The following is an 11,039-nucleotide window of genomic DNA, read 5'->3' as shown; positions in this document are numbered from 1 at the left end:
ACAGTGCAGACACGGGTAAAACTGAAAATGTCTATCGATTATCAAATCAATGAAATGCGATTAAATTTCAAGGTTGAGGCTAAAGCCTGCTGTCGCCCCTGATGTATCGAATTTTTTCGGCTTATATAACGGCACGCCGACAAACAGGTCGTAGCTTAAACGTGATGAAATTGAGCCGCGCAGCCCTAATGCGGTACCCGCGAGTTGATGCCCCACAAGGTATTTAGTGCTCTGGCCTTCAACACGCCCGTAGTCAGCGGCTAAATACAGCTCTTGCCCTTGAGAAAAGGCATTCCACGCCAGTTCGTTGCGCCATAACAGGCCTTTTTCTCCTGACAGCACTTGCTCACCGTCAAAACCACGGACGGTATAACGTCCACCAATAGACATGCGCTCTTGCGGTGTTAGGGCGTGCTGAGTCCATTGACCGCGTAAAGCGGTATTCAAACGCCAAGGTTGTTCACCCAACGTGAAGGGTTGATTGAAACTGATGTCTCCGAGCAAAATCCCCACGCGGGCACTGCCGCTGTGGGTATCTTCTTCTGGCGCACGGCGAGCTCCATACGCACCTGTACCGCGACGCCAGTTGACATTGGCATCGAGTGTGGCATTGCCTAAGAAGCTGCGCTGATTAATACCGACTTCCCAGCCAGCAGTACGGCGACGTTGCTGCTCAATATCAATGTCATTGACCGCGTTACTGGCCGTTTTTCGGTAGGTACGTAAGTTAAGCGTGGTTTTATGGGTTTGATCGCGAAACAGCAACCGTGACACGGTAAATTGTGCGGTATCACTCTTGCCGCTATAACGCAGCACTTCGTTGGCATTGGGAATATTTTGGTGATAATTATATTCATTGTAATTGGCTGCAAAGCCCCAATTGCCAACGGGAATAAAGTAGTTCAGGGTATAAGAACGGTTACCAAAAGGGCCTTTATCAAACAAGTCTTTGCTGATGTTGGCGTAAAACATGTCATTTTGGGCAAACGGCGCATCAATGGCGAGCGTCGCAGAGCCCAAATAGCGCCCCGTACTTTTTGATCCGCTATCGTCCAAACTTAAGCTTAATCGCACAGGGCGTTTTTCTTGCCAACTGACCACTAAGTCACTGGTGCCATCAATCGGGCCGGGTTCGATACGAATATCGGCAGTGACATTCGGTACGCGTTTAAAGTTTTCCAGCCCTTGCTCAATATCATGCAGATTCAAAATATCGCCCGAGGAAGCAGGAACGGCATTCCACAAGCGACCACGCCATGAGGTGCCTTCATCAAAACGAATGGTGTTAATGCGCCCCGGCTGGAGCGTGAGGACTAATTCACCTTGATTCAAGTCTTGTTCCTGAGCCATCACGCGGGTAGTCACATACCCTTTCTCTAAAATGGCATTTTGGACTTTATTGAGGACCAACAAAATCCCTTGGCTACCCAAGCACTGGCCTTTGGCGTCGTTAACGGCCTTTAACGCCCATTGAAAATCGGCGGCGGATTCACCATCAAGGCTAATAGTGGAAATGGTAAAGCAGGGTTGCTCATTTTGCGGATAATCCGGCAGTGACAAATCAGGCTGTTGAATACGTGTATCCACAACGGGGTTGTTCTGCTGTTGTAGCATACGTTCACGTTCTTGCTGGCGTTGCTGTTCACGGGCATCGATAGAGAGTGCTTGGTTGACGGGGTCAGCCAATAAGGGGGCTGACATAAAACATAAGCTTAGCAAACTCCATTTTAATGAACGGTGTTGCTCACCAACGTGACCACGCGCGGAGGGTAATGCTTTTTCCTGCATATTTTTGCCTAATTCATAAATCAATACATGTAGTTATCTAACCCAATGAATTAAGGCGGTGCCAGTGATGAAATATCGGTTCAGGGCATCCTTGCTAATACATCCACAAATCCGTTGTGACGCTGATTAAGCGTGAGTTTAAAGTGCGGAATTTAGGGAGTCGCTAAATTTCATTGAGAACGTTATCTTAAGTTAAATTTACTGTTAACATTTACATAAATTGACATGAAGGACAATAAGATGAAATCGCATTTTTTGGTAAATAAAATTTAATATCAGCTTTTAATTCCGTGATGGGTATTTATTAGTGATTGGAACTGGATTTTCGATTTATACAGAATTTAAATTTAATGAGTGTAGGGTGTTTACTATTCGACATACACAATAATACTTATTATTTTATAATAAGCTCCATTTTATCGTGACATAGATAATTAATTCATTGTTTTTATCTAATTTTTGTTGCTGTATACGTGTGATGATAAGGTTATTTTCACCTTATAGCGATAAACAGATTGGGGGAGATGGTATGGCGAAAGGTTTAAAAATGTTTTTTGCTAGACAATCTAAAAACGATGATCAATTGGTTTCTATTTCTGCGATTACAAAAGACAGTAAAGATGGGCTTATTTGCGAGTATTGCGATGCGAATGTGACTTGGGTGGATTCTTTTGTGCGTTTAGGTAGAACGATTTCGCCATATTTACGCTTAGGTCCTAATCAAGAACATTCTGCATCATGCAAAAATAATGTTAGAAGGGCGGTAGAAGTATTGGTTGCAAAGTCTACAAATATTGAAGATACCAAAGATATTTTTCTTTCAGAACAAGGCACATTCATATTTCGGATGAATGTATTGTTAGAGGCTGAATCAGATTTCAAACGAGCAAAAAAAGCGTATGAAGATGAATATGATAGTGAAATTCGGGAGCGTAAAAGTCGAGAGTATAAGGCATCTGAGAGAAGGCTTTCTAATTATTTTAACTCAGCAGCGGGCATAGCAAAAATTTGGGAAAGAATAGAAGAGAGTTCAGATAAAAAGCTGTTATCTGAACTTGTCGTTATCGAATTTAATGGCAAAAAAATCAAATGGAATAATTTTTTTTATGATGAAAGTCGATGGAATTGAGCATCCCGTCGCTATTTACAGTGCTAAGTATTATGGTGATGATATATTTACTATTTTGATACTACGCTTGCGAATACAGGCGTCTTAGTTAAGTCTTTTGTCTGGTTATTTATTTGTTTTTAAATGGTATTAACATGAGTAAAGATGACTATATTCTTCGGGCACTATCAAAAATCTCTCATAAGCGCTGGGAACACTACATTATCAATCGCATTTTTCACAGGTTGAATGACCCTGACCTTGAGTTCGTTTGCCAGCAGTGTATTCGAAAGGAAGGGCACTCTGGAAAAATTTATCTCGCAGACCTGCTTTTTCCACAGCTAAAGTTGTATCTTGAAATAGACGAGGCGCACCATGATAGCGATGAAGCTAAAATGGCTGACGGAATCCGCCGTTTGGACATCATGGAAGCGACTGGATTTATTGAAAAACGAATTCCAGCTAATAACACGACACTGGACAAGATTAATCATCTCGTTGACGAATTCATCCTTCTTGTTAGGGATAGAAAAGCCCAACAGGAAGCCCAAGGCTTATTTCGTCCTTGGGACTATGACAGCCGTTATACCTCTCAAAAGCATATTGACGAAGGCGTTATTGAAGTGGGTCCTTACGCAGTATTCCGATATCACAAGGATGCTTTGCAGTGCTTTGGTTATGGGGATAAAGGACACCACCAATCAGGTAGCTGGCGGGTACCTGAGACTGTTGTAAAAGCAATCGGTTTGGACGGAGATGTAATGGTTTGGTTTCCACGGTTGTATAAGGCGGGGGAGTGGGACAATTCACTTTCCACTGATGGTGACCTGATAACGGAAAAAAGTCTTAATCCAACACGCAACTATAGGGAAACGTGGCGTTATCGTATCGTAATGGCTCACTCTCGTGATGAGCTGAACCGGACACTATATCGATTTCTTGGTATTTTCACTCAAGATGAGCAACAATCATCTGAAGGTGTTAATGTTTTCAAGCGGGTAGATACACGCATCAAGGTTTATACAACATAAAAGTAGTTCTACATTTTGTAGCTTAGCCATAATTAAATATCTTGTGGCGTTGAGATTTAATTATGGCTGTTAAAATACTTGAATTACTCGACTAAAAAGCTCGTGCTGAATTTCTATTCGTGAACATTCGCTACAAGCATTAGCCCAAGTCTGGAACGGTAATTAAAAGTTGGGATTGATACGTGCTGATACTCCAGCATGCTCTTTTAGGAGGTAAAGAAGTCCACCGCCATCAATCAGTTCGATTGGTTTGTCTTCGCAGAAACGATATGCATCTTTACCGTATTGACTTGTACACACCAAAATTCCTTTGTTAGCCCCTTCATTCATCATTGTCCCATAAAGATCTCTAACAGAGCTGACGCCAACGGTGTCTTTATATCTTTTAGCCTGAATCACCACTTTGCCTCCGAGGATCGGACGAGTGTCAAATGCCACTGCATCAACACCCCCATCTTTTGTACCTCTAGTGAGTTTGGTGTCCAGTCCCATTTGAGTGAAAAGATTTGATACTAATACCTCAAATTCTGATGGTGAAAGTTCCATAAGGTTTGGTCGTGTTTCGAGGGCAGATAAAGCGTCGCCTTGTTCAATAAAGCGTTTATCAACCATGTTGAACTCGATAATAGGTTTTACTGCTTGAAGCTCATCTGGCCGCCCTGAAACTTGTGCGCCTAAACTTCTAAGGCATGCGCTCTTTTCGACCCTTCCCAGTTTTATTTGCATGAAATCGTCCTTGTGAGCACGGGCAGATACTAATGTGACTTTGGTGTCATGTCCGCTTGTAGGATCGATAGTTTCGATTACACCGTTAAACAAAACTGACGTTAAAGCAGATGCCTTGTCAGCTTCGAAAAGCTCATGCATTGTACGGAGTGTGATCGCGGCGATTATATTCTGATAGAGTTCTTTGATCTCGCTAATCTTTCGCGCCTTAGCATCAATAGCATCTCTTGATTTGATATATCGGTATTCTAACTCGCGTGGAACTACTGCAATTTCAGGTAAGTTGTATTCAACTACCAACTCTTTGCTATCAGGTAAATAGGCCAATCTAAAGGTTTGGGGAAAGCCCTTCTCAGGATATTCCGACCGTGTCAATACCATTTCACAATAAGTCAACACGCTGTCAGGATCGCAGTTGAGATAGTCTTGCTCAAATTGGTCAATTTCGTCGTGTTGACTTTTTATTTCTTCAAGATAAGCAGTTTTTCGGGCCTGATACTCAGAAACTAAAGCGTCAAGCTCAACTTTTTGATTTAAGAGTTTAACTGAATAATCTTCCTTATTTTTATTGAAAGATTCTTCTGCACTCTGCAATTCTCGATAATATTTGTTCTTTACCCATGGGAAAATAGTCATCCATAGGGCTGGAGCGTTCACGACTTTCATCTCAGGTTCAGGGTCTGGTAAGAGATGTTTGGGGGTTTTGAAGTCTTCGAATTTTGGGCGTTTTTTTAATACCGAAAAATCAATTGAATCGTCAAATTCGAGGGTATGTTCCAGAAGTGTAGAAAGTGCAGTGATATTCTCGGTCAGCTCAGCGTTTAGATCGGAAACTTCATCTTGACGTTCTTCCAGATACATTATTTTTGCTAACTTATCAGCCTCTTTTTGCTCGCGAAGTCTCTGAGCATTATCACGTTTTATTTCGCGTTCTATACGGCGAGTTTCGGCCAAATAATGACGTTCTGCTCTCTTACGCTCACGCTCTGCTGCTGCAACGGCTCTGCCTGTAGCTCGTATAAAACCTTCAAATCCTGATCTCCGTCCCATTCTAACTCCCACAGCCTCCAACCGAAAGTTCAATCTGTAATAAGTGAAATTGCCTCAAGTAACCGTCCATTTAATTAAGCACACTTAATTTATGTTATGTTAGCATCAAGCCAATCTATAATATTTAAGAAAAGCAATCTATAGCATTTAAGAAAACTAATCAGTCTATATCTCAAAACATGCAGATTTGTTGCCTTCTGGCTCTATTGGTCACGGCAAACCATTTTAGCAACTTTCGCTCCTGACATAAAACTGGTCACCTGAAGCGTCGGGTGGTCTGCTGTGAGTGAAAAGCGGACATTAAGGTCACAAGTACTCGCTGACCTTAAATAAGGTAAATTTATGAAATCAAAGATTCAGCAAATAACCATCTTCTTGAGAGCCATAGTTTGCTGAATATCCGAAGCATTGCTGCCACGTATCGTTCGACCATTTTGAATTGTAATCGCTAGTTACATTGAAAAACAAATTTACAAAATCAGTTGTCCTATAACGCAGGATAGATGCTATCCCTTCGTCGTCGGGGTGCTTATGTCTGCTTCCATCTGTCGATATAAGCCAATTTGTGCAATCAACAGCTTCAATTAATTTCTTTGAGATATTCCCACGACTACAGTGGTGGGGGACTTTGAAAGCATCGAGCTTTAAGGGGCGCTCACTCGATAAAACTAAAATAGCGTCAACCAAGTCTTCAGCGAACGCATCACCAGTGAGTAGAACATTTTTACCATCATATTCTAATAGTAAGACAATACTGCTCCCATTTGCAGCTTTAGTGTCTTGCAAGGGCCTTTGCTTTGCTAAAAGATTGAGGGACTGAGTATCTGGAATCTCCAATGGTAAACTTGCTCCCATAGATTCTAGATTAGATACTGAGGATTTCTTTTGTTTTTTTTGTAAGACTTTTTTTATTTCTTTGTCCCATTCCGATTTAAGCTTTTCAAGTCGTTGCATAGTTGGCCCAAGGACGGTTACCTTCATGCCTCCAGCCAGCTCAATAACTTTAAGCGGTTCTCCCTCGATTCGACAGATGGAACCTCCATCATACAAATTATTCCAGGGCTGTGTGCTCAACCATTCAGAGAGTCTTTCGGCTTGGGCTACACCTAGCCCTTCTAGAGCAGAGTTGCTTCTGTGACCATCCAGATGCATGTAACCATTAAACCAAAAGTCTTTCACTATGGCACACGGCTCTTCGCAGTCAACAAAACAACTCAATAATCCTCCAATATGATCAGCGTCGATATGTGTGACTACAACTGCTTCAAAGGTCCGCTGTTCATCGGGCAGGCCGCTAATTTTATCATTAATCTCCTTCCCTGTTTCCTCAATACCCATATCGACAAGCATCTGATAATGAGGATGCTTCTCTCCCCAGCGCACCAAAATTGCATCGCCTTCACGTGCAGGTAGCATTTGTATTGAGAACAATTTAATCTCCGGCCATACTGGTTGTTAGATACATAGACTTCCAAATTACGAGTGGCGCGGTTTGCGCTAAACGTGCGAGAGCTTCACTTCTTTTTTCATCGTATTTTGTATCTGGTAAATAACGAAGAAGATCCAATAATAATGAAAAGCACTCAGTTAAAAGAATGCGTTTTTCGCTAGCTTCACACGCAAGTTGCATTGATTCGTCTAACTTGCCAATGCGAGCGAAATATAGAGCTAATATTATTTTGGCATCAGGTAGCCAATCATGTTCTTTTGCCAAATCGATTAAATGTATTATGCTCGACTCATCTAGTCGGCACGTCTTGTAAAGAATCAGTGCTGCAAGTGTTGCTCCTGTAGGGTCCGTGTATTTTTTTATCAAGGCTTCAAGCGCATTAGAAGCTACCTCAGCTGCATTCATGATTTGCCCACTTTTAAGCATGCACTCCAAGCCAAAAGCCATCCCTCTAGACTGCGAGATGTTTATTTCTACGTGCCCATATTTCGAATTCAAGGCCTGTTTCACATGGCAAGTAACGGATAAACGATGGCCTTGGCTAATAGGGAGACTAGCTTGAATATACGACCCGTTTTTTTCAAGTGTTATTATAGGCATCTTTTGCATTGCATCTTTATGCTGTACGATCCAATAGTTTCTAGCCGGATAAATAGTAAAGTCAGTATCTTTATCAAAGATAGTCAAACCCAGTGAATCATCCTGATTCAACTCCTCAATTTTCTTAAATTGGCTGTCATCTTCTGGAGGCGCGGGCTGATAATCAAGGTCTGGCTCTAAATTTATCTCAGTTAATTGTGATTCGAATACTTCAACGATTTGCGATGCTCTCTTTCCATCACCAAGAAATGTGCTAACTTCATATAGTCCTGGGGGGAGATTGAACTCTCTTCTTGTAGTGAGCTTCTCAACAAGAATCAGTTCACTATCTCGGATGTCGATTTTCGTACATCGTCCGCCGAAATTAAACTTAGACTTCACTTTAATACTAAGATTTATATTTTTAGTTTCGATCCCATTCATAGTGGAAGTTCCTTTATCCGACTTGGAGGCAAAAGTCTGAGATTATCGGAGTCTTTCTCATTAGTGGTTAAAGTTGTAACTTCTATCTTATAAATACCCGCAGGTATACTGTCACGAAGCGGCCATGTTGTATGATTATCATAAAGAACTCTACTGAGTTGAGACAATTTTGCACTGTAGTGGGTCCCAGGTAAGCCGTCTTTGATCTGTATTGTTAAATCTACATTTGGAGCTTTTTCGCATTCATGAAAGACTTCATCGCTAAAAATCCCTGTACATTCGATTAATTGTTTTTCATCATGACAGGCAGCTAACGATTCTACAGTTTTTCGAAGATACATCTGCAATCCGCTAGTTGACACTAGCCATGGTGAACTGCGTTCCCCATCGGAGGAAGCAGCATGACCTTCTTCAAGAGCAGACATCAAAGCCTCGCAGAAAAGGGTTAACTTTCCAGGTTTGGCAAACGCTTGCTCGCCCGATGATGCTGATAGAAATAGCGGAGAGCATGTGGCCGCACTAGAACTACTTGTCTTGACAGGTATGTTGAATTTTAGTACGCCAGCTAATTCCTCGAACTCTTTAGCATCCGGAGCTCTTTGCCTGCATATATCCACAAACCAAAACTGACTCCGCGCTACGTTAGCATACGTCATGTTTTCATGCATGGATCTAATATCTACAGCCCCCTTATATCGTTCTTCCTCATGCTCAGGATGGGCAAAATCTTTTAATAGGAGTACTGCGCCAGTATTAGTAAATTGAACGCCATGTCCTGCCACATAAACGATTGCGATATTATTCGGGTTTCTTGCTGCAGCCTGTTTAAAGTTTCTAAATGCGGTTGATACATTTTCCCTTGTTGGGATTGAATCATCTCTAAGATGATCTTTGAGGGCTACACCTACTTCGTCTTCAGTCGCTGGCGATAAAAGTACGCGTAAACTCCGAAGCGGAAAGTCTTTGCGTCGATATTTCGTCATCAGCCACGTCGCAAACTGGGAAGCAGATCTTGCGGCCGCACTTAGTTGTCTGAGGCCAGAATCTGAGCCTTGCTCACTACATTCCCCTTCACTAGAGCCCATCAGATAGTCATACGCGCTTACACCAATGATCAGCGCATGGGTTCCGGGTGAGTTTAAGCTATCATCTATAACTGCTGTCATTCGGCGAGCCACTCCTTGATTGATATTGGACTCAGTAAAGCCTTGAATTGTGAAATTTTACTTTATCTTAGTTATCAGGGCTAGCTGATATTATTCAAGTTTATCTACGGTAGGGCTATTATGGGTACATGAGGCATTTTATTTAGTAAGTGTATCTTTAAACTCTATGCTCGTCTGAATGTCCCCTAGTTTCCAGACACATTGAAGGTCTGCTTCTGGCACAGAACTGACATCTAGATGATGTATAGCTTCGTACTACTATTAGTACCAGCTCAAATTTGAGCTGGTACACAAGTCACCCAACTAGCGATATCCCTCTTATTCCACCTTCAATAATACTTCCTCTATCAGCTTCCTCAATAAAATCAGCCCACCATTGCATCATAGGGCGTCTTTGCTCTAGATAATCACTGCGGTTATAAGCACGCCTAACTTCATTTTTATCAACGTGGGCGAGGGCGGCTTCGATAACATCAGGTGGGAAGCATTGTTCATTGAGTGCGGTACTGGCTATTGAACGAAGACCGTGAGAAACCAATACACCACCGAATCCGGCACGTTTTAATGCAGCATTGACGGTTTGGTTATTCATTGGTTGGGTAGGCTTGATACGGCTAGGAAAGATAAACTCACGATTACCACTGAGTGGTTTCATTAGTTCTAAGATAGCTAAAGCAGCGTCAGATAATGGAACAGTGTGCTCACGGTTCATTTTCATTCTAGCAGCCGGTATCTTCCATTCCTTAGTCTCTAAGTTGATTTCGTCCCAACGGGCTTCAGCGGCTTCGGCAGGGCGGGATATGGTAAGCAGCTGCCACATGAATAAGCATCGAGTGGATAGGCTAATACTAGCTGTACGCATTGTCTTCATGAGCTTTGGTAGCTGATCAGGGGGAATACTTGGCATATTCTTTTTCTTGGGTTTTTCAAAAGCTTTGCCAATATTGATACTCGGTACGGCATCAATTAAGCCAGTATTTTGAGCATAGATCATCACTTCGTTGATACGCTGACATAGGCGACGAACCGTTTCTAGCGCACCTCTAGCTTGAACTGGTTGTATTGCTTGAACCAATATATGTGCTTTGATATCGGTAACGCTGATATCGCCTATGGCGGGAAATACATCTCGTTCAAGTGAACGCCAAATATCATTACCGTAATCTTCGGTTACGGTGGACTTCTTCACTTCCCACCAACGTTCAGCAACTAGTTGAAAGGTATTTGCCTTAGCTTCTAAGGTGTTACGGATCTGCTCTTTATGGTGATCTTGTGGGTCTATCTGCTTAGAGAGTAGTGTTCTTGCTTCAAGGCGGTAACTACGTGCATCAGCAAGGCTGACGGCAGGGTAAGAGCCTAGGCTCTTTTTAGCTCGTTTCTTAGTGAGAGGTCGAATGTAGCGAAATGACCACAGCTTGCTGCCATTGGATTTAACCAATAGCTCTAATCCATCGCCATCATAGAGGACATAATCACTCTGTTTTGGCTTTGCTGCATCGATCTCTTTTGCGGATAATGGTTTGGTTTGTCTTGCCATTTTTGATGTTCCATTGTTTTTAGGCACCTCAAAAACTACAAAGGTTACGAGGTGCCTATCAAGGTGCCTAAGATGATTGGATTTAATTAGGTGACATCAGACTGCGCAGGACATAAAAAAGCCCGCAACTCATTGAGTTAGCGGGCTTTTCAGTCTTCTT

The 11,039-nt window shown here is 42.3% G+C and carries 8 protein-coding genes; 2 read left to right on the top strand and 6 right to left on the bottom strand.

Annotated elements, in window-relative coordinates; translation table 11 throughout:
• Window positions 1–60: 60 nt before the first annotated feature.
• Entirely contained in the window at window positions 61–1,701 is a 1,641-nt protein-coding gene (locus CYG50_RS12430; protein ID WP_238706861.1) for a ShlB/FhaC/HecB family hemolysin secretion/activation protein, read from the bottom strand.
• Between the two features lie 616 nt (window positions 1,702–2,317).
• Here CYG50_RS12430 and CYG50_RS12425 point away from each other — a divergent pair.
• Both CYG50_RS12425 and CYG50_RS12420 read left to right on the top strand, forming a co-directional pair.
• Window positions 2,318–2,917 (top strand): hypothetical protein, encoded by a 600-nt coding sequence (locus tag CYG50_RS12425; RefSeq protein ID WP_102137485.1) that lies wholly within the window; start codon window positions 2,318–2,320, stop codon window positions 2,915–2,917.
• Between the two features lie 134 nt (window positions 2,918–3,051).
• The gene (locus CYG50_RS12420; protein ID WP_102137486.1) at window positions 3,052–3,927 is read left to right on the top strand and encodes an AbaSI family restriction endonuclease; all 876 of its coding nucleotides are present in this window, start codon (window positions 3,052–3,054) and stop codon (window positions 3,925–3,927) included.
• A 162-nt stretch (window positions 3,928–4,089) separates the two neighbouring features.
• On the opposite strand, the gene CYG50_RS12415 is transcribed toward CYG50_RS12420, so the two are convergent.
• The 5 genes from CYG50_RS12415 to CYG50_RS12395 all read right to left on the bottom strand — a co-directional run bounded on the left by CYG50_RS12415 (window position 4,090) and on the right by CYG50_RS12395 (window position 10,879).
• Complete coding sequence (locus tag CYG50_RS12415) at window positions 4,090–5,703, bottom strand: restriction endonuclease (RefSeq protein ID WP_102137487.1); 1,614 nt, start codon at window positions 5,701–5,703, stop codon at window positions 4,090–4,092.
• Between the two features lie 348 nt (window positions 5,704–6,051).
• Window positions 6,052–7,134 carry a ComEC/Rec2 family competence protein gene (locus CYG50_RS12410; RefSeq protein WP_102137488.1) on the bottom strand — a complete coding sequence of 361 codons (1,083 nt, stop codon included), beginning with the start codon at window positions 7,132–7,134 and terminating at the stop codon, window positions 6,052–6,054.
• Between the two features lies 1 nt (window position 7,135).
• Window positions 7,136–8,176 (bottom strand): hypothetical protein, encoded by a 1,041-nt coding sequence (locus CYG50_RS12405; protein ID WP_102137489.1) that lies wholly within the window; start codon window positions 8,174–8,176, stop codon window positions 7,136–7,138.
• Window positions 8,173–9,342, bottom strand: a complete 1,170-nt coding sequence (locus CYG50_RS12400) for a caspase family protein (RefSeq protein WP_102137490.1) — start codon at window positions 9,340–9,342, stop codon at window positions 8,173–8,175. Before CYG50_RS12400 ends, CYG50_RS12405 begins: the two co-directional genes overlap by 4 nt.
• 295 nt (window positions 9,343–9,637) lie before the next feature.
• Entirely contained in the window at window positions 9,638–10,879 is a 1,242-nt protein-coding gene (locus CYG50_RS12395) for an integrase domain-containing protein (RefSeq protein WP_102137491.1), read from the bottom strand.
• Window positions 10,880–11,039: the final 160 nt, after the last annotated feature.

It is taken from the genome of Providencia huaxiensis, from assembly GCF_002843235.3.
In the GTDB taxonomy this organism is placed as follows: Bacteria; Pseudomonadota; Gammaproteobacteria; order Enterobacterales; family Enterobacteriaceae; genus Providencia; species Providencia huaxiensis.
This window is presented reverse-complemented; position numbering and strand designations above follow the sequence as displayed.